This window comes from Pseudomonas prosekii, from assembly GCF_900105155.1.
In the GTDB taxonomy this organism is placed as follows: Bacteria; Pseudomonadota; Gammaproteobacteria; order Pseudomonadales; family Pseudomonadaceae; genus Aquipseudomonas; species Aquipseudomonas prosekii.
In genome coordinates, this window is the sequence record NZ_LT629762.1 from 2076105 (window position 1) to 2094670 (window position 18566).

17 protein-coding genes are annotated in these 18566 nt (G+C 61.1%); 16 read left to right on the forward strand and 1 reads right to left on the reverse strand.

What is annotated here, in order from left to right:
* Positions 1-153 precede the first annotated feature (153 nt).
* Complete coding sequence (locus tag BLU01_RS09530) at positions 154-1530, forward strand: PepSY-associated TM helix domain-containing protein (RefSeq protein WP_092273933.1); 1377 nt, start codon at positions 154-156, stop codon at positions 1528-1530.
* 47 nt (positions 1531-1577) lie between these two features.
* Here BLU01_RS09530 and BLU01_RS09535 read toward each other — a convergent pair whose 3' ends face one another.
* Entirely contained in the window at positions 1578-1904 is a 327-nt protein-coding gene (locus tag BLU01_RS09535; RefSeq protein ID WP_157720154.1) for a hypothetical protein, read from the reverse strand.
* A 300-nt stretch (positions 1905-2204) separates the two neighbouring features.
* Between BLU01_RS09535 and BLU01_RS09540 the strand changes: the two genes are divergently transcribed.
* The 15 genes from BLU01_RS09540 to ureC all read left to right on the forward strand — a co-directional run bounded on the left by BLU01_RS09540 (position 2205) and on the right by ureC (position 18495).
* Complete coding sequence (locus BLU01_RS09540; RefSeq protein WP_092273939.1) at positions 2205-4325, forward strand: TonB-dependent receptor; 2121 nt, start codon at positions 2205-2207, stop codon at positions 4323-4325.
* Between the two features lie 224 nt (positions 4326-4549).
* Positions 4550-5338, forward strand: coding sequence for an ABC transporter ATP-binding protein (locus tag BLU01_RS09545; protein WP_092273942.1), 789 nt, complete (start codon positions 4550-4552; stop codon positions 5336-5338).
* A complete protein-coding gene (locus BLU01_RS09550; protein ID WP_092273944.1) occupies positions 5335-6297 on the forward strand; it encodes an ABC transporter substrate-binding protein in 963 nt (320 codons plus the stop codon). The genes BLU01_RS09545 and BLU01_RS09550 overlap by 4 nt, the downstream gene beginning before the upstream one ends.
* Positions 6294-7304: a FecCD family ABC transporter permease gene (locus BLU01_RS09555; RefSeq protein ID WP_092273947.1), complete on the forward strand. Its 1011-nt coding sequence runs from the start codon at positions 6294-6296 to the stop codon at positions 7302-7304. Before BLU01_RS09550 ends, BLU01_RS09555 begins: the two co-directional genes overlap by 4 nt.
* A 322-nt stretch (positions 7305-7626) precedes the next feature.
* Positions 7627-8892, forward strand: coding sequence for an urea ABC transporter substrate-binding protein (urtA, locus tag BLU01_RS09560; RefSeq protein ID WP_042557449.1), 1266 nt, complete (start codon positions 7627-7629; stop codon positions 8890-8892).
* Positions 8893-9366: 474 nt separating this feature from the next.
* Positions 9367-10869: an urea ABC transporter permease subunit UrtB gene (gene urtB / locus BLU01_RS09565; RefSeq protein ID WP_092273949.1), complete on the forward strand. Its 1503-nt coding sequence runs from the start codon at positions 9367-9369 to the stop codon at positions 10867-10869.
* Positions 10869-11948 carry an urea ABC transporter permease subunit UrtC gene (gene urtC / locus BLU01_RS09570; protein ID WP_092273952.1) on the forward strand — a complete coding sequence of 360 codons (1080 nt, stop codon included), beginning with the start codon at positions 10869-10871 and terminating at the stop codon, positions 11946-11948. Before urtB ends, urtC begins: the two co-directional genes overlap by 1 nt.
* Positions 11945-12814 (forward strand): urea ABC transporter ATP-binding protein UrtD, encoded by an 870-nt coding sequence (gene urtD / locus BLU01_RS09575; RefSeq protein WP_092273955.1) that lies wholly within the window; start codon positions 11945-11947, stop codon positions 12812-12814. Before urtC ends, urtD begins: the two co-directional genes overlap by 4 nt.
* A 106-nt stretch (positions 12815-12920) precedes the next feature.
* Entirely contained in the window at positions 12921-13619 is a 699-nt protein-coding gene (gene urtE / locus BLU01_RS09580; protein WP_092273958.1) for an urea ABC transporter ATP-binding subunit UrtE, read from the forward strand.
* A 30-nt stretch (positions 13620-13649) separates the two neighbouring features.
* The gene (locus tag BLU01_RS09585; RefSeq protein ID WP_092273961.1) at positions 13650-14489 is read left to right on the forward strand and encodes an urease accessory protein UreD; all 840 of its coding nucleotides are present in this window, start codon (positions 13650-13652) and stop codon (positions 14487-14489) included.
* 448 nt (positions 14490-14937) lie between these two features.
* Positions 14938-15240 carry an urease subunit gamma gene (gene ureA, locus BLU01_RS09590; protein WP_033055605.1) on the forward strand — a complete coding sequence of 101 codons (303 nt, stop codon included), beginning with the start codon at positions 14938-14940 and terminating at the stop codon, positions 15238-15240.
* 9 nt (positions 15241-15249) lie between these two features.
* Positions 15250-15783, forward strand: a complete 534-nt coding sequence (locus tag BLU01_RS09595; protein ID WP_092273964.1) for a GNAT family N-acetyltransferase — start codon at positions 15250-15252, stop codon at positions 15781-15783.
* 5 nt (positions 15784-15788) lie between these two features.
* On the forward strand, positions 15789-16325 hold the full coding sequence (locus BLU01_RS09600) for a GNAT family N-acetyltransferase (protein WP_092273967.1): 537 nt from the start codon (positions 15789-15791) through the stop codon (positions 16323-16325).
* Positions 16322-16630, forward strand: a complete 309-nt coding sequence (locus tag BLU01_RS09605) for an urease subunit beta (RefSeq protein WP_092273970.1) — start codon at positions 16322-16324, stop codon at positions 16628-16630. Before BLU01_RS09600 ends, BLU01_RS09605 begins: the two co-directional genes overlap by 4 nt.
* Before the next feature lie 164 nt (positions 16631-16794).
* Positions 16795-18495, forward strand: a complete 1701-nt coding sequence (ureC, locus tag BLU01_RS09610) for an urease subunit alpha (protein ID WP_092273972.1) — start codon at positions 16795-16797, stop codon at positions 18493-18495.
* Positions 18496-18566 lie beyond the last annotated feature (71 nt).

An 18566-nucleotide genomic window follows, 5' to 3' on the forward strand; every position in this document is an offset into this window, starting at 1 on the left:
CAGTATGCAAAACCTGTGGGAGCGAGGTTGCTCGCGATGACGGTCTCTCACTCAACATCTTTGTTGACTGACCTGATGCAATCGCGAGCAAGCTCGCTCCCACAGGGACTGCGGTGAAACAACATAAGATCCAAGCCAAGCGGAGCACACGTGATGACACAGCCCAAACCGAATTTCTACAACCTGGCCTGGCGTTGGCATTTTTATGCCGGGCTATTCGTCGCGCCGTTCATGGTGATGCTGGCCCTGACCGGCCTGATTTACCTGTTCAAACCGCAACTCGATCCGCTGATGTACGGCAGCCTGATGAACGTCCCGGCCGGCCACCACACGGTGTCCGCCGATGAACTGATGAAGCGCGTCAAAAACGCTTATCCACAGGGCCAGATCACCCAATACCTGCCGCCGGTCAACGCCGAACGCAGCGCCCAATTTGTCCTGATCAATGCCGGCAACGAACTCAACGTCTTCATCGATCCGTACCACGGCGACATCCTCGGCGAGCAGGACGCGAAGCAAAACCTGCAAGCGCTCGCACGCTCGATTCACGGTGAATTGATGATCGGCACCGTTGGTGATCGGCTGGTCGAATTGGCTGCCGGTTGGGGCGTGGTGCTGGTGGTGTCCGGGGTTTTCCTCTGGTGGCCGCGCGGGCAATACGCCGGCGTGCTGTGGCCACGCATGCGCAGTCGCGGTCGCGTGCTGTGGCGCGATTTGCACGCGGTGACCGGGTTCTGGGGCGCTGCGTTTTTGCTGGTGATGTTGCTCAGCGGCATGACCTGGACCGGCTTCTGGGGCAAGCAATACGCCGACGTCTGGAACAGCTTCCCGGCCGCGATGTGGAATGACATGCCGAAGTCCGACGTCGAGGCCCGCAGCCTCAACACCGCGACCCGCCAAACCGTGCCTTGGGCGATGGAAAATACGCCGATGCCAATGTCCGGCGATCACGCCGAACACATGGCCCACGGCGCCGCACCGGTCGGGCCAGCGGCGCCGACCATCAGCCTGCAAGACGTACAAAACATCGCCGAACAACGCAAGGTCGAACCGGGCTACAGCATTACCCTGCCGACCACCGCCACCGGCGTATTCACCATCGCCGTGTTCGCCGACGACCCGCGCAACGACGCCACGCTGCACGTCGATCAATACACCGGCAAGGTCCTCGCCGATGTGCGCTTCGAGCACTACAACACCGTCGCCCGCGCCACTGAAATCGGCGTGATGCTGCACGAGGGCAAGATGTTCGGCGTGTTCAATCAGATCGTGGTGATGTTGATCTGCCTGATGATTCTGCTCAGCGCCGTCAGCGGCGTGGTGATCTGGTGGAAACGTCGCCCAAGCGGAAAACTCGGGGTGCCGCCACTGCGCCACGACCTGCCGAAATGGAAAACCGCGATGGTCATCATGTTCGCGCTGGCGGTGATATTCCCGCTGGTGGGCGCGTCGCTGATTGTCGTTTGGTTGCTGGATCGAGTGGTGCTGTCGCGCTTCAATCGCCAAGCCGAGCCAAACTCAGCGGCGTGATGGTTGCGCACGCTCAGGGCCGGTGTTGCCACTGGCCATGAGTTGTTTTATTGAAAACGGCACGGCTCAACCTGCATTTCGCCGTTGCAATTGTGCAGGTTGAGCAAGTCGGTTTTCTTGAACTGCACCCCCAGATTCGGCGTACCGCCGCCGTAGCGGTTCTTGCAAGTCACGGTCATTGCACATTGACCATCTTGCAGATCCTCGAACAGCGGCGTGATTTGATCCGGCGCCGCAGCAGTGACGTAGGCCTTGCAACTTTGGCTGACGGGATTGTCTTTCCAGGTACTGAGGCAGTCCTGCTCCGCCATAAGCACTGCACAATTGAATAAAACCAGAGTGCCGATGGCACGGCTGAAGCTTGGCGACGACACACATAACCCCCACATCCATTGTTGGCGAGGATTCAAGCTATAGCGGTCAGCACAGGCGGTCTACTGTCATAAATGCCAGTTGCACTGCATCACTTGGCGATAAAAAGTCTGCGCCCGGCACAACCTGAATCCCCCTCACCTTGATCATGAAACAGCCGAGATGCGCGTTTTAGAGGGATCTGTACAATCCGCGCGCTTATTGCTCGGTCATTTTTAGTGTTGCTGTATACGCAAATGCACCGCCCCGCCCGCGACAGGAACGTTGCGGGTTTTCTTTTGCAGAAGTGATTCACCGCCCCGATGAACAAGTACCTCTTGTCCAGCCTTTGCCTGTTCGCCATCAATAATCATGCTTGCGCCCAAGCGCTGACCTTGCCTACGGGCACCATCACCGCGCCGGTGGTTGATGACGAAACGGTGCGCCTCGACACGCCGACCACTGCCGGTTCGCGGCTGGATCTGACGGCGCTGGAAACCCCGGCCAGTGTCGAAAGCCTGAGCGGCGCGCAGGTCCGCGCGCGCGGGGATCGCAGCGTGCAGGACGCGGTGTCGCGCAGCACCGGGATCAGCCGCACAGGCACGCCGGGTGATGGCGGCACGTCGTTGTCGGCGCGCGGGTTTACCGGGCAGAGTTCGGTGATGCAGTTGTTCGACGGCAACCGCCTGTACACCGGCATGGGCACCGGCACGTTCCCGGTCGACACCTGGTCGGAGGAGCGCGTCGATGTGTTGCGCGGGCCGGCATCGGTGTTGTACGGCGAGGGCGCAACCGGTGCGGTGGTCAACGTGATCCCGAAAAAGCCTTTCGCCGGCGAGATCGAAAACCACCTGCGCCTCGGCTACGGCTCCTACGACAGTCAGCAGCAAGCGTTCGACAGCGGCGGTTCGCTGACCGATACCTTGAGCTATCGCTTGAACCTCAATCACCTGCGCAGCAATGGCTGGATCGACCGTGGCGACGCCGCCAGCGACTTCATCAGCGCGGCCCTGCGCTGGCAGGCGACGGACGATCTGGCGTTCACCCTGGCACACGATTACGGCGATCAGAAACCGATGAATTATTTCGGCACGCCGCTGATCAATGGCCGCTTCAAGCACAGCCTGCGCGACAAGAATTACAACGTCAGCAACGACAGGCAGCACTACAACGATCAATGGACGCGGCTGACCAGCGACTGGCAGATTTCCGATAACGTCAGCTCGAGCAACGAGCTGTATTACCTCAAGGCCCAACGCCGCTGGCAGAACGCCGAAAATTACAACTTCGACCGCGACACTCAACAATTGAGCCGCAGTGGTTATTTCGGCATCGGCCATACGCAGGAACAGCTCGGTGATCGGCAGACGTTTACCTTCAAGCACAGCCTGTTCGGCCTCGACAGCCAAACGGTGACCGGCGTCGATTACAACCGCATCCGCTTCCAGCTCGAAAGCAATTCGCCGTTCAACGACGTGCTGCCGAACGGCCAAACGCTGGATCTGTATCACCCGCAACCGGGGCAGTTCGAAAGCAGCAACCCGTACCGGGGCCAGTTTCAGTCGACGACCAAGCAGATGTCGGTGTTCGCTGAAAACCGTACACAACTGAGCGAGCGCTGGTCGCTGGTGACCGGCGTGCGCCGCGATTATGTGCACATCGACCGCACGGACCTGACCAACGACAGCCGCAGCGACAAGACGTTGACCGGCAATAACTGGAAGGCCGGTCTGGTGTTTGCGCTGACCCCGGATACTTCGTTTTACGGCCAACTGGCGACCAGCACTGATGGTGTCGGCGGTTTGATTTCCCTGAGCCCGGGGCAGCAGCAATACGACTTGGCGAGCGCCCGGCAAAGCGAAATCGGCATGAAGCAATTGTTCTGGGATCAGCGCGGCGAGTTCACGCTGGCGGCGTATCGCATCGTCAAAAAGAAATTGCTGACCGATGACCCGAGCAATCCGACGCTCAAGCAACAGGTCGGCCAACAGTCGTCGAATGGCCTGGAAGCGAGCCTGGATCTGCAACTGCCGCGCGCCTGGCAATTGCAGGCCAACGCTGCAATCGTCAAAGCCAAGTACGACGATTTCGAAGAAATGCTCGGTGGTGTCCCGGTGTCGCGCAATGGCAATCGGCCGGTGGACGTGCCCCGGCGCACCGCCAATCTGTGGCTGAACAAAGCGCTCAGCGATGAGCTGAAGGCCGGTGCGGGCGTGCGATATGTCGATGCGCGATACGCCGACATGGCCAACAGCAATGAGCTGCCGAGCTACACCGTGGTCGATGCGACGCTGTCCTGGAAAGCCCGGCGCGATACCACGCTGGGCTTGCAGGTGAACAATCTGTTTGACCGCCAGTACGCGCAAAGCCAATACAATGACGGCCAGCAGTGGATCCTCGGCGAACCGCGGTCGTTTTTCGTTACCGCTGATTACACCTTTTGATTCAAAAGCCACCCCTCACCCCAACCCTCTCCCCAGAGGGGAGAGGGGGAAAGGGAGCCGATCGGGGGCTTTGCAGAATCTGAGTTCGACTCGGTTTTTCAGGTCGATGGAGATCCAAGAACACCTCGGTCAGTCCCCTCGCCCCTTTGGGGAGAGGGTTAGGGTGAGGGGCTCGATTCAACTGACACACATAGCAATCACGATCACCACCCAACGGAGCCTGCATGACCTCGCTGAACCTCACTAACCTCGCCTGGACACCCCTGGGCCACGGCCATTGTCATCACCAGTTTCAACTGCGTGATGCCTCGCTGCACGTGGCCGCCGGCGAGTTTGTCGGGTTGATCGGGCCTAACGGCAGCGGCAAGACCAGCCTGCTGCGCTGCGCCTATCGCTTCAGCAAACCCGAGAGCGGCGAGGTCCAACTGGACCACCACAACGTCTGGAAACAATCCTCGCGCTGGTGCGCGCAACGCATCGCGGTGGTGTTGCAGGAATTCCCCGACGCCTTCGGCCTGACCGTCGATGAAGTGGTCGCCATGGGCCGTACGCCGCACAAAGGCCTGTTCGATGGCGACACGCTCGACGACCGCCAACTCGCCACCCAAGCGCTGGAGTCGGTCGGCCTCAGCGGCTTCGAAGACCACGCTTTCGCCACGCTCTCCGGCGGTGAAAAACAACGAGTGATCCTCGCCCGCGCACTGGCGCAGCAACCGCAATTGCTGATCCTCGACGAGCCGACCAATCACCTCGACCCGCGCTATCAGCTCGAATTGCTGCAACTGGTCAAACGCCTGAACATCGGCACTCTCGCGAGCATCCATGACCTCAATTTGGCCGCGGCTTTCTGTGATCGGCTGTACGTGATCAACCACGGGCGCATCGTCGCCAGCGGCACGCCGCAACAAGTGCTCACCGCGCCGCTGCTGCGCGACGTGTTCGGCGTCGACGCGTTGATCGACGACCATCCCCTCCACGGCTACCCACGAATCACCTGGATAACCCAACCATGACTGTGCGTTCCCTGTTCTGCGTCGCTCTGTTGCTGGGCAGTGCCCACGCGTTCGCCGAGGCGACGAAATACCCGCTGACGGTGCAGAGTTGCAACCGCGAAGTGACCTTCAAACAGGCGCCGAAACACGCGGTCAGCCACGACATCAACATGACCCAGATGATGCTCGCCCTCGGTCTCAAACCGAGCATGGCCGGTTACAGCGGCGTCAGTGGCTGGAAGTCGGTCACCCCCGACATGCAATCGCTGCTCGACGGTTTGCCGGAACTGGCGGCGAAATACCCGTCGGTGGAAACCCTGCTCAATGCCAACGTCGATTTCTTCTTCGCCGGTTGGGATTACGGCATGCGCGTCGGCGGCGACCTCACGCCGCAAACCCTGCAACCGCTGGGCATCAATGTCTACGAGCTGACCGAGTCCTGCGCGTTTGTCATGAAGCGCCCCGCCGCGACCCTGGAAAACACCTACAACGACCTGCGCAACCTCGGCAAAATCTTCGACGTGCAGGACCGCGCCAACGCGCTGATCGCCGACATGCAGGCCAAAGTCGCCGCCGTGCGCCAAGACCTTCCGACAGACAAGCCGCGCGTGTTCCTCTATGACAGCGGCGAAGATCGGGCGATGACCTCCGGCCGTCTCGGCATGCCGCAAGCGCTGATCGACGCGGCCGGCGGGCGCAATATTCTCGACGACGTCGAGGCGAGCTGGACCCGGGTCAATTGGGAAAACGTGGTCGAACGCAATCCGCAAGTGATCGTCATCGTCGATTACGGCGAAGTCACTGCCGCGCAGAAAAAACAATTCCTGCTCGACAACCAGGCGCTGCAATCGGTGGACGCGATCAAAAACCAGCGCTTTATCGTCATCCCCTACGTGCAAGCCACGCCGGGCATCGACAACGTGCTGGCGGTGGAAACCCTGGCCAAAGGCTTTTCGTTCAAAGAGCCTCAGCGCCCATGATCAATCGCCGCTACGCGTTGTTGCTGATCGCCCTCGGCGCACTGTTGCTGGTGTCGTGCGTGGTGTCGCTGGGCTTCGGCCCGGCGCGGGTGCCGGTGGACGTGGTGTGGCGGATTCTGTTGCACAAGATTTTCGGTTTCGGCGTGCCGGACTGGGCCGCCGGGCAGGAACACATCGTCTGGTTGATTCGTGTGCCTCGCATGTTGCTTGGCACGTTGGTGGGTGCCGGGTTGGCGCTGATCGGTGCGGTGCTGCAAGCGGTGACGCGCAACCCGCTGGCCGATCCGCACCTGCTCGGCGTCACCTCCGGCGCGACGCTGGGCGCGGTGATTGTGGTGCTGCATGTGGGCAATATCGTCGGGTTGCTGACCTTGCCGATTGCCGCGTTTATCGGCGCATTGGCAAGCATGTTGATGGTGCTGATGATCGCCAATCGCAATGGCCGGCTGGACAGCGACCGCTTGCTGCTGTGCGGCGTGGCGGTGTCGTTCGTGATGATGGCGATTGCCAATTTGCTGCTGTTCATGGGCGACCATCGCGCCAGTTCGGCGGTGATGTTCTGGATGCTCGGCGGCCTCGGCTTGGCCCGCTGGGAGTTGCTCGCGGTGCCGGCCGCCAGCGTGTTGCTGGGCCTGGTGTTATTGCTCGGCATGGCGCGGCCCTTGAACGCCTTGATGGCGGGCGAGCAGACCGCCGTGACCCTTGGGCTGAATGCTCGCACCGTGCGCTTGCGGGTGTTTTTGATTGCGTCGCTGATGACCGGGGTGTTGGTGTCGATCAGCGGCTCGATCGGTTTTGTCGGGCTAATGGTGCCGCACATTGCCCGACGCCTTGTCGGCGCCGAACATCGGCGGTTGCTGCCGGTGTGCGTGTTGCTTGGAAGCATCTTCCTGGTGTGGGTCGATGTCGCCGCGCGCACCTTGATTGCCCCGGAAGACTTGCCCATCGGCGTCGCCACTGCCGCGATTGGCGGTCTGTTTTTCATCGGCCTGATGCGCCGCCGCTAATCTGCAGAACCAACTCTTGACCCTGTGGGAGCGAGCTTGCTCGCGATGGCGGCAGTACATCCAGAATATCTGTGACTGAACCAGCGCTATCGCGAGCAAGCTCGCTGTCATAGGGATTTGCCGCCCTGCGCCCCGATGTGGCGCATCCTGACGCACCGTCGCCCTGGCTTCGTCCTCTTCTGGTGCGCCCTCCTCCCTGCGCAACCGCTCTGACACGACATTTGCTTATCAAAACCCGACCGGGCACAGCCTTTGCAAAACAGCTTTCAGTAGTCCGCCTCTGCCAACCAAAAAAAATACTGATGTTCACGGAGATCGCACCATGAAGCGTCGCAGCTTGATCAAGGCTTTCACACTCACGGCAAGCATTGCCGCGATGGGCATGACCTGGACTGTCCAGGCCGCCGAGACCATCAAGGTCGGTATTTTGCATTCGTTGTCCGGCACCATGGCGATCTCCGAAACCTCGCTGAAAGACATGGCGTTGATGACCATCGACGAAATCAACGCCAAGGGCGGCGTCAACGGCAAGATGCTCGAACCGGTGGTGGTTGACCCGGCGTCGAACTGGCCGCTGTTCGCCGAAAAGGGCCGGCAGTTGCTGACGCAGGACAAGGTCGCCGTGGTATTCGGTTGCTGGACCTCGGTGTCGCGTAAATCGGTGCTGCCGGTGTTCGAAGAACTCAACGGGCTGCTGTTCTACCCGGTGCAGTACGAGGGCGAAGAGATGTCGCCGAACGTTTTCTACACCGGAGCGGCGCCGAACCAGCAAGCGATCCCGGCGGTGGAATACCTGATGAGCGAAGAAGGTGGCAGCGCCAAACGCTACTTCCTGCTCGGCACCGACTACGTCTACCCGCGCACCACCAACAAGATTTTGCGTTCGTTCCTGCACTCCAAAGGTGTCGCGGACAAGGACATCGAAGAGGTCTACACGCCGTTCGGTCACAGTGATTACCAAACCATCGTCGCCAACATCAAAAAATTCTCCGCCGGTGGCAAGACTGCGGTGATTTCGACGGTCAACGGCGACTCCAACGTGCCGTTCTATAAAGAGCTGGCCAACCAGGGTTTGAAAGCCACCGACGTGCCTGTCGTGGCGTTCTCGGTGGGCGAAGAAGAGCTGCGCGGGATCGACACCAAACCGTTGGTGGGCAACCTCGCGGCGTGGAACTACTTTGAGTCGGTCGAGAACCCGGCGAACAAGAAATTCGTCGCTGACTGGAAAGCCTACGCGAAGAAACACAACCTGCCGGGCGCCGACAAAGCGGTGACCAACGACCCGATGGAAGCGACTTACGTCGGCATTCACATGTGGGCGCAAGCGGCGGAAAAAGCCAAATCGACCGACGTCGACAAGGTCCGTGAAGCGCTGGCCGGGCAGACGTTCGCGGCGCCATCGGGCTACACGCTGACCATGGACAAGACCAACCATCACCTGCACAAACCAGTGATGATCGGCGAGATTCAGGCCGACGGTCAGTTCAACGTGGTGTGGCAGACCGAAGGGCCGATCCGCGCCCAGCCATGGAGCCCGTTCATCGATGGCAACGACAAAAAGCCGGATTACGCGGTGAAGAGCAACTGAGGCAGAACCGGGTTTTGGAAGACTTGAAATCCACCCCTCACCCCAGCCCTCTCCCCAGAGGGGAGAGGGGAAAGGGAGCCGATCTTCATGCTTTTCAAAGCCTGAGTTCGCCTCGATTTTTCAGGTCGCAGCCTGTCTGCCAATCACTTCGGTCAGTCCCCTCGCCCCTTTGGGGAGAGGGGGAAAGGGAGCCGATCTTCATGCTTTCCAAAGCCTGAGTTCGCCTCGATTTTTCAGGTCGCAGCCTGTCTGCCAATCACCTCGGTCAGTCCCCTCTCCCCTTTGGGGAGAGGGGGAAAGGGAGCCGATCTTCATGCTTTTCAAAGCCTGAGTTCGCCTCGATTTTTCAGGTCGCAGCCTGTCTGCCAATCACCTCGGTCAGTCCCCTCGCCCCTTTGGGGAGAGGGTTAGGGTGAGGGGCCGATTCAAAGCCGAACACAGTCTCATCGGCCGCCGCTGAACAGGACACCACTAATGCCCACCGCCCTCTACCGCCTCATTCTCGCCATCGCATTGTTGTTGCCGATGGCCACTTTTGCCGGTGACGCCGAAGACTTTGTAGCGGCCAATCCGATGCAACAAGCCAAGCTTCTGGAAGCCTGGGCCGCGCAGCCCGATCCGGCGCGTATCGAACTGATCAACGCCCTGCAACAAGGCGAATTAACCGTCGATGGCCAACCTAAAACCTTGCGCCTGAACAATCGCCTGCGGGGTCTGATCGACACCGCACTGGCCAGCCACCAATTGCTCGCCGCCGACGCCAAAATCCGTCTGGCCGCCGCGCAGCAATTGCAGAAAAGCGCCAAACCGGCGCAGCTGAAATTCCTCGACCAGCAACTGGCTGGCGAAAGAGATGAAAGCGTGCACGCCGCCCTCAGCCTCGCGTTGGCCAATCTGCAACTGGTCGACAGCGACCCCGCCGTGCGCCTCGCCGCTGTGCGTTTGCTCGGTGAAACCGGCGATCCGCTGGCGCGCACACGCCTCGAAGGTTTGCTCGAACCGGGCGTCGAAGCCGATTCCGGCGTACGCACCGCCGCCGAAACCAGCCTGGCGCAAGTCAAACGCAAACTGCTGATCGGTGAGTTGCTCGGCCAGGCGTTCAGCGGCATGTCGCTGGGCTCGATCCTGCTGTTGGCCGCGCTCGGTCTGGCGATCACTTTCGGCCTGCTCGGTGTGATCAACATGGCCCACGGCGAGATGCTGATGCTCGGCGCCTACTCGACGTACGTGGTGCAGCTGATGTTCCAGCGCTTCGCCCCGCAAGCCATCGAGTTCTACCCGTTGATCGCGCTGCCGGTGGCGTTTTTTGTCACCGCCGCGATCGGCATGGCGCTGGAACGCACGGTGATTCGCCACCTCTACGGCCGACCGCTGGAAACCCTGCTCGCGACTTGGGGCATCAGCCTGATGCTGATCCAACTGGTCCGCTTGCTGTTCGGCGCGCAGAACGTTGAAGTGGCCAACCCGGCGTGGTTGTCCGGCGGGATTCAAGTGCTGCCCAACCTCGTGTTGCCCTACAACCGCATCGTCATCATCGCGTTTGCGCTGTTCGTGGTGGTGCTGACCTGGCTGCTGCTGAACAAGACGCGTCTCGGTCTGAACGTGCGCGCAGTCACCCAGAATCGCAACATGGCGGCCTGCTGCGGCGTGCCGACCGGGCGCGTGGACATGCTCGCGTTCGGCCTCGGTTCGGGCATCGCCGGGCTTGGTGGCGTCGCGTTGAGCCAGATCGGCAACGTCGGCCCGGACCTCGGCCAGAGCTACATCATCGACTCGTTCCTGGTGGTGGTGCTCGGCGGCGTCGGGCAGTTGGCCGGCAGCGTGTTCGCAGCCTTCGGCCTGGGCATCGCCAACAAGATTCTCGAACCGCAGATCGGTGCGGTGCTCGGCAAAATCCTGATCCTCGCGCTGATCATTCTGTTCATCCAGAAACGTCCGCAAGGCCTCTTCGCACTGAAAGGACGGGTGATCGACTGATGAACCAGCCCCTGATGCTCACGGCCTCGCAAAAGGCCGGCCCCAAAGTCACCATCGCCGTGGGTGTGGTGATTCTTGTGCTGCTGCTGGCGCTGCCGTTGCTGTCACTGTTGCCGGCCGACAGCGCGTTGCACGTCTCGGCCTACACGCTGACGCTGGTCGGCAAAATCCTCTGTTACGCCATCGTCGCTTTGGCGCTGGATCTGGTCTGGGGTTACGCCGGTCTGCTGTCGCTGGGCCACGGTTTGTTCTTCGCCCTCGGCGGCTACGCGATGGGCATGTACCTGATGCGCCAGGCCTCGGGCGATGCCTTGCCGGCGTTCATGACGTTCCTGTCGTGGACCGAGTTGCCGTGGTACTGGACCGGCACCAGCAGCTTCCTCTGGGCCATGTGTCTGGTGGTGTTGGCGCCGGGATTGCTGGCGCTGGTGTTCGGTTTTTTCGCGTTCCGCTCGCGGATCAAAGGCGTGTATTTCTCGATCATGACCCAAGCGCTGACCTTCGCTGGAATGCTCCTGTTTTTCCGCAACGAAACCGGTTTTGGCGGCAACAACGGCTTCACCAATTTCCGCACCATTCTCGGCTTCGGCATCACCGAACCGGGGACGCGCGCGGTGCTGTTTTTCGCCACCGTGTTGTTGCTGGTGGCAAGCCTGTTTATCGGTTGGCGCCTGGCGCAGAGCAAGTTCGGCCGTGTGCTGACCGCACTGCGTGACGCGGAAAACCGCCTGATGTTCTGCGGCTACGATCCGCGGGGTTTCAAGTTGTTCGTCTGGGTGTTGAGCGCGGTGCTCTGTGGTCTGGCCGGTGCGTTGTACGTGCCGCAAGTGGGGATCATCAACCCGAGCGAAATGTCGCCGACCAACTCCATCGAAGCCGCCGTGTGGGTCGCTTTGGGGGGGCGCGGCACGCTGATCGGGCCGCTGCTCGGCGCGGGCGTGGTCAACGGCATGAAGAGCTGGTTCACCGTGGCGTTCCCGGAATACTGGCTGTTCTTTCTCGGTGCGCTGTTCATCGTCGTGACCCTTTACCTGCCTAAGGGCGTGATTGGGCTGCTGAAAAAGAGAGGTGAACAATGAGAGTCACTGCGACGGCGGAATTTATGCTCGAACCAGCGTTTTTCCCGGTGGAACCGAACAAGGACGCCGGCACTAGCCGCGACAGCATTGGCTTCGGCCAACGCGTCGGTCCCGGCCTCGACACCCGCCACGGCACGATCCTGACCCTGGAAGACATCAGCGTCAGCTTCGATGGCTTCAAGGCGTTGAACAATCTGAACCTGTACATCGGCGTCGGCGAATTGCGCTGCATCATCGGCCCCAACGGCGCAGGCAAAACCACGCTGATGGACGTGATCACCGGCAAGACCCGGCCAAGTCACGGCAAAGCCTGGTTCGGCGAAACCCTGGATCTGACCCAGATGAGCGAAGTGCAAATCGCCCAGGCCGGCATCGGCCGCAAGTTCCAGAAGCCGACGGTGTTCGAAGCGTTGAGCGTGTTTGAAAACCTCGAACTGGCGCAGAAAACCGACAAGTCGGTGTGGGCCAGTTTGCGCGCGCGGCTGAGCGGCGAGCAGAAGGATCGCATTGCCGAAGTGCTGGAGACGATTCGCCTGACCACCTCGGTCAATCGCCCGGCGGGGCTGCTGTCCCACGGGCAGAAGCAGTTTCTGGAAATCGGCATGTTGCTGATGCAGGACCCGCAATTGCTGCTGCTCGACGAACCGGTGGCAGGCATGACCGACGCTGAAACCGAGTTCACTGCCGAGCTGTTCAAGCGCCTGGCCGGCAAGCATTCGTTGATGGTGGTGGAGCATGACATGGGCTTTGTCGGCTCGATTGCCGACCACGTCACCGTGCTGCATCAGGGCAGCGTGCTGGCCGAAGGATCGCTGGAACAAGTGCAGGAAAACGAACGCGTGATCGAGGTTTATCTCGGTAGATGATTTTGCTCCCCGTAGGAACGAGGCTTGCCCGCGAAGCTTTTGGCGGCATTGAGGTCCCCTTCGCGGGCAAGCCTCGCTCCTACAGGGATTTGAGGAGAGTTCACAAATGCTGCAAGTCGACAAGCTGCATCAGTATTACGGCGGTAGCCACATTCTTCGTGGCCTCACGTTTGAGGTTAAGGTCGGCGAAGTCACCTGCCTGCTCGGGCGCAACGGCGTCGGCAAAACCACCCTGCTCAAGTGCCTGATGGGTCTGTTGCCGGCCAAGGAAGGCGCGGTGAATTGGGAGGGCAAGCCGATCACCACGTTCAAGCCGCACCAACGGGTGCGCGCCGGCATCGCTTACGTGCCGCAGGGTCGGGAGATTTTTGGACGGCTGACCGTCGAGGAAAACCTGCTGATGGGCCTCTCGCGTTTCCCCGGCAGCGAGGCGAAGGAAGTCCCGGCGTTCATCTACGAGCTGTTTCCGGTGTTGCTGCAAATGAAGCAACGGCGTGGCGGGGACTTGTCCGGCGGCCAGCAGCAACAATTGGCCATTGGCCGCGCGTTGGCCAGCCGTCCGCGTTTGCTGATTCTCGATGAACCGACCGAAGGCATTCAGCCGTCGGTGATCAAGGAAATCGGCGCGGTGATCAAGAAACTCGCAGCACGCGGCGACATGGCGATTTTGCTGGTGGAACAGTTTTACGACTTCGCCGCCGAACTGGCCGATCAATACCTGGTGATGTCCCGAGGCGAGATCGTCCAGCAGGGTCGCGGTGAAAATATGCAAGCCGAGGGTGTGCGCGGGCTGGTTACGATCTAGTCTGTAGCGTCCTAACGATAATCAAAAACCATGAATTTACCTGTCCCCACTGTCCTGTTTACCCCGAGTTGGCACGCCGAGCTGGAGCTCGGCTACGCGCGTTTCGGCGCCAGCACGCGCCCGGTTCAGCGTCGCCACAAAGGCCCGCTGCGGGTGCAAAAACACCTGTACGCCGAAGGCCCGGAGGTGTGTCAGCACATCATCGTTCATCCGCCGGGCGGGATTGCCGGTGGCGACCGCCTGGATATCTCGGCCAGCGTCGGCGCCGAGGCCTGGGCGCAAATCACCAGCCCCGGCGCGGCCAAGTGGTATCGCGCCGCCGGTCCGGCTTATCAGCAACTGGAATTGCGCGTGGCCGCTGGCGCGACCTTGGAATGGCTGCCGCAGGAGACGATTATTTTCAGCGCCGCGCAGGCTGAGCTGAGCACCTCGATTGAGCTTGAGGGCGATGCGCGATTGTTCTACTGGGACGTGGTGGCGCTGGGTCGCCCGGCCAGTGGCGAGCGTTTTGACCTCGGGCATTTTCAGGCGCAGCTCGACATCCGCCGCGACGGCCAGTTGCTCTGGCACGAACGCCAGCGCATTGTCGGCGCAGATGGTTTGCTCGACTCGCCGATTGGCCTGGACGGCCAACCGGTATTTGCGACGTTGCTGGTGACCGGGGAAATCGACAGTGATTTGCTGCAAACATGTCGCTCGCTGCCCAACGACGTGCGCGGGGATTTGACCCAGTTGCCGGGGTTGCTGGTGGCGCGGTGCCTGGCCAGTGAGGCGTTATTGGCGCGCGGTTGGCTTATAGATTTGTGGCGCTTACTCAGACCTGCATTACTCGGACGAGAAGCCCTCGCCCCAAGAATCTGGAGCACCTGAGAGCCACCCCTCACCCCCCGCCCTCTCCCCAGAGGGGAGAGGGAGCCTGACCGAGTCGTACTGAAAAAATTTCACATGCTCAAAAAATATTGCTGACCGATCCGGCCATGAAAAACAACCGAGATCAGTCCCTTCTCCCCAGAGGGGAGAGGGAGCTTGACCGAGTCGTACTAAAAAAATTTCACATGCTCAAAAAATATTGCTGACCGATCCGGCCATGAAAACAACCGAGATCAGTCCCCTCTCCCCAGAGGGGAGAGGGAGCTTGACCGAGTCGTACTAAAAGAATTTCAAATGCTCAAAAAATATTGCTGACCGATCCGGCTATAAGAAACAACCGAGATCAGTCCCCTCTCCCCTCTGGGGAGAGGGCTAGGGTGAGGGGTGGTTCAATTGACACACCCCCACCGTAAGAACCTCACAAAACTGCCGATATGGATTCCCGACGATGGACCTGACCCCACGCGAAAAAGACAAGCTGTTGATTTTCACCGCCGGCCTCGTGGCCGAGCGGCGTTTGGCGCGCGGCGTGAAACTCAATTACCCGGAGGCCATGGCCTACATCTCCGCCGCGCTGCTCGAAGGCGCGCGGGACGGCCGTACTGTCGCCGAGTTGATGCACTTCGGCACCACGTTGCTGAGTCGCGAACAAGTGATGGAAGGCATCCCGGAAATGATCCCGGAGATCCAGGTCGAAGCGACGTTCCCCGACGGCACCAAACTGGTCACCGTCCACCAACCGATCGCTTGAGGCCGCGCCATGACTTATCACATTCGTGATGCGCTGCACGCCGACCTGCCGGCGATCCGCGACATCTACAACGACGCGGTGCTCAACACCACGGCGATCTGGAACGAACAGGCCGTCGACCTCGGCAACCGCCAGGCGTGGTTCAGCGCCCGGCAAGCCCAGGGTTACCCGATTCTGGTGATCGTCGACGCTGACAACAGCGTGCTCGGCTACGCTTCGTTCGGTGACTGGCGGCCCTTCGACGGCTTTCGCCACACCGTCGAGCATTCCGTCTACGTGCGCAGCGATCAACGCGGCAACGGCATCGGCCCGCAACTGATGAGCGAACTGATCGAACGCGCCAGAGGCTGCGCCAAACACGTGATGGTCGCCGCCATCGAAAGCGGCAACGCCGCCTCTATTCGCCTGCACCAGCGCGCCGGTTTTGTCATCACCGGGCAGATGCCCCAGGTGGGCACCAAGTTCGGTCGCTGGCTCGACCTGACCTTCATGCAACTGCCCCTCAATCCTGGCGCGGAGCCGCCGCTCGCCAACAAGGAGTGACACCGATGAACGCTGCCCAATTGCGTCGCGTCAATGTTGAAAGCTTTGCGCACTATCGCCAGGGTTTGATCGATTTGCTCCTGGACGCCGTGGGTTATGGCGCCAGCGTCGGCTTCATGGCCGACCTCGATGCGACGCAGGCGCGGGCCTATTTCGATGAGGTCGAAGGCAACCTGAACCAGGGCAATGTGCTGCTGTGGGTGGTGGTCAAGGACGAGCAGGTGCAGGCCAGCGTGCAGCTGACCTTGTGCCAGAAAGCCAATGGCCTGAACCGCGCCGAAGTGCAGAAACTGCTGGTGCGCGAGCAGGCGCGGCGGCGCGGTCTGGGCCAGCAATTGATGAGCGCGCTGGAGCTCGGCGCGCGCCAGCACAAGCGCGGCATGCTGTACCTAGACACCGAGGCCGGCTCCCCCGCCGAAGATTTCTACAAGGCGCTGGGTTACACCCGCGCCGGGCAGATCCCCGATTACGCGTGCGACCCGGCCGGCAACTATCGGCCGACCGCTCTCTATTACAAAGTTCTGCAAGGAGTGAATGGATGATTCCCGGTGAATACCAGATCCAGCCCGGCGACATCGAACTCAATGTCGGCCGCCGCACCATCAGCCTGAAAGTCGCCAACAGCGGCGACCGGCCGATTCAGGTCGGCTCGCACTATCACTTTTTCGAAACCAACGACGCGCTGACCTTCGACCGCGCCGCCAGCCGCGGCATGCGCCTGAACATCCCGGCCGGCACGGCGGTGCGGTTTGAGCCGGGGCAGAGCCGCGAAGTCGAATTGGTTGATTTGGCCGGGCATCGCCGCGTGTTCGGCTTTGCCGGCAGGATCATGGGTGACCTCGACTGACACCGCACCTGTGGCGAGGGGGCTTGCCCCCGTTCGGCCGCGCAGCGGTCGTAAAACCGGTCACCTCGGTTCATCAGAAAAACCTCATCACCCAATTTGCGGGCGCTTCGCACCCGAACGGGGGCAAGCCCCCTCGCCACACTAAATTTGTGCAAGGAATTGCGATGAAGATATCCCGTCAAGCCTACGCCGACATGTTCGGCCCCACTGTCGGTGACAAGGTCCGTCTGGCCGATACCGAGCTGTGGATCGAGGTCGAAAAAGACTTCACCACCTATGGCGAAGAAGTGAAATTCGGCGGCGGCAAAGTCATCCGCGATGGCCAGGGCCAGAGCCAATTGCTCGCACGCGACGTGGTCGACACCGTCATCACCAACGCGCTGATCATCGACCACTGGGGCATCGTCAAAGCCGATGTCGGCCTCAAGGACGGACGCATCGCCGGCATCGGCAAGGCCGGCAACCCGGACGTGCAACCAGACGTGACCATCGCCATCGGCGCGAGCACCGAAGTCATCGCCGGTGAAGGCATGATCCTCACCGCCGGCGGCATCGACACGCACATTCACTTCATCTGCCCGCAGCAAATCGAAGAAGCGCTGATGAGCGGCGTCACCACCATGATCGGCGGCGGCACCGGCCCGGCCACCGGCACCAACGCCACGACCTGCACCTCCGGGCCGTGGCATCTGGCGCGGATGCTCCAGGCTGCCGACGCGTTCCCGATGAACATCGGCCTCACCGGCAAGGGCAACGCCAGCCTGCCCGAACCGTTGATCGAACAGGTCAAGGCCGGCGCCATCGGTCTGAAACTCCACGAAGACTGGGGCACCACCCCGGCGAGCATCGACAACTGCCTGAGCGTTGCGGACGAGTACGACGTGCAAGTGGCAATTCACACCGACACGCTCAACGAATCCGGTTTCGTCGAAACCACCCTCGCCGCGTTCAAGGGCCGCACCATCCACACCTATCACACCGAAGGTGCCGGTGGCGGGCACGCGCCGGACATCATCAAGGCCTGCGGTTTCCCCAACGTGCTGCCGAGTTCGACCAACCCGACGCGGCCGTTTACCCGCAACACCATCGACGAGCACCTCGACATGTTGATGGTCTGCCATCACCTCGACCCGAGCATCGCCGAAGACGTCGCGTTCGCCGAAAGCCGCATCCGCCGCGAGACGATTGCCGCCGAGGACATCCTCCACGACCTCGGCGCGTTCTCGATGATCAGCTCTGACAGCCAAGCCATGGGCCGCGTCGGTGAAGTGATCACGCGCACCTGGCAGACCGCCGACAAAATGAAAAAACAGCGCGGCGCGTTGCCTCAGGATGGCGAAGGCAACGACAACTTCCGCGCCAAACGCTATATCGCCAAATACACGATCAACCCGGCGATCACCCACGGCATCAGCCACGAAGTAGGCTCAATCGAAGTCGGAAAATGGGCCGATCTGGTGCTGTGGCGCCCGGCGTTTTTCGGAGTCAAACCGACGCTGATTCTCAAGGGCGGCGCGATTGCCGCGAGCCTGATGGGCGATGCCAACGCTTCGATTCCGACGCCGCAACCGGTGCATTACCGCCCGATGTTCGCCAGTTATGGCGGCTCGCTGCACGCCACCAGCCTGACGTTTATCAGCCAGGCTGCGCAGGACGCCGGGTTGCCCGAAGCGTTGGGGCTGAAGAAGAAAATCGCTGTGGTGAAGGGCTGCCGCGACGTGCAGAAGACCGACCTGATCCACAACGATTACCTGCCAAACATCGACGTCGATCCGCAGACTTATCAGGTCAAGGCTGACGGCGTGTTGCTGTGGTGCGAACCGGCCGAAACCCTGCCGATGGCGCAGCGTTACTTCCTGTTCTGACTTCGCACAAAACCCCGTAGGAGCGAGGCTTGCCCGCGAAGGCGCAGGCACATTCCAAATCAATCCTGGAT

Bases quoted from the DNA above. Each gene is read 5' to 3' on its own strand.
- BLU01_RS09530 (WP_092273933.1), top strand. From the start codon at position 154: ATGACACAGCCCAAACCGAATTTCTACAACCTGGCCTGGCGTTGGCAT.
- urtD (WP_092273955.1), top strand. From the start codon at position 11,945: ATGAGAGTCACTGCGACGGCGGAATTTATGCTCGAACCAGCGTTTTTC.
- urtA (WP_042557449.1), top strand. From the start codon at position 7,627: ATGAAGCGTCGCAGCTTGATCAAGGCTTTCACACTCACGGCAAGCATT.
- ureA (WP_033055605.1), top strand. From the start codon at position 14,938: ATGGACCTGACCCCACGCGAAAAAGACAAGCTGTTGATTTTCACCGCC.
- urtC (WP_092273952.1), top strand. From the start codon at position 10,869: ATGAACCAGCCCCTGATGCTCACGGCCTCGCAAAAGGCCGGCCCCAAA.
- BLU01_RS09550 (WP_092273944.1), top strand. From the start codon at position 5,335: ATGACTGTGCGTTCCCTGTTCTGCGTCGCTCTGTTGCTGGGCAGTGCC.
- BLU01_RS09555 (WP_092273947.1), top strand. From the start codon at position 6,294: ATGATCAATCGCCGCTACGCGTTGTTGCTGATCGCCCTCGGCGCACTG.
- BLU01_RS09600 (WP_092273967.1), top strand. From the start codon at position 15,789: ATGAACGCTGCCCAATTGCGTCGCGTCAATGTTGAAAGCTTTGCGCAC.
- urtB (WP_092273949.1), top strand. From the start codon at position 9,367: ATGCCCACCGCCCTCTACCGCCTCATTCTCGCCATCGCATTGTTGTTG.
- BLU01_RS09595 (WP_092273964.1), top strand. From the start codon at position 15,250: ATGACTTATCACATTCGTGATGCGCTGCACGCCGACCTGCCGGCGATC.
- BLU01_RS09585 (WP_092273961.1), top strand. From the start codon at position 13,650: ATGAATTTACCTGTCCCCACTGTCCTGTTTACCCCGAGTTGGCACGCC.
- urtE (WP_092273958.1), top strand. From the start codon at position 12,921: ATGCTGCAAGTCGACAAGCTGCATCAGTATTACGGCGGTAGCCACATT.
- BLU01_RS09545 (WP_092273942.1), top strand. From the start codon at position 4,550: ATGACCTCGCTGAACCTCACTAACCTCGCCTGGACACCCCTGGGCCAC.
- BLU01_RS09605 (WP_092273970.1), top strand. From the start codon at position 16,322: ATGATTCCCGGTGAATACCAGATCCAGCCCGGCGACATCGAACTCAAT.
- ureC (WP_092273972.1), top strand. From the start codon at position 16,795: ATGAAGATATCCCGTCAAGCCTACGCCGACATGTTCGGCCCCACTGTC.
- BLU01_RS09540 (WP_092273939.1), top strand. From the start codon at position 2,205: ATGAACAAGTACCTCTTGTCCAGCCTTTGCCTGTTCGCCATCAATAAT.